Origin of the sequence: Bacillus sp. SIMBA_008 (genome assembly GCF_046535495.1) — a bacterium.
Lineage (GTDB): Bacteria > Bacillota > Bacilli > Bacillales > Bacillaceae > Bacillus > Bacillus subtilis.
Genome location: NZ_JAWRWL010000664.1, coordinates 1 through 262 on the forward strand (window position 1 = coordinate 1; position 262 = coordinate 262).

The 262-nt window shown below is 42.0% G+C and carries 1 pseudogene; it reads right to left on the reverse strand.

The features are described 5' to 3' along the window. Nucleotides 1-262, reverse strand: a pseudogene (ligA, locus tag SB658_RS24880) (NAD-dependent DNA ligase LigA); the annotation flags it as partial.

A 262-nucleotide genomic window follows, 5' to 3' on the forward strand; every position in this document is an offset into this window, starting at 1 on the left:
GATTTATACAGCGAAGTGCTACCTCTTCTTCTAAACGAACTAGTTCACTCTCACATGCTGGGCAATGCGTTGGCATATGATATTCTTCTTCCTCACCAGTACGCTTATCAAAAATAACGTTCACAACTTCAGGAATAATATCTCCGGCCTTCTTCACAACAACATAGTCACCAATTCGAATGTCTTTTTCACGAATTAAATCTTCGTTATGTAAAGAGGCACGACGAACGATAGTACCAGCCACTCGCACTGCCTCTAGCTC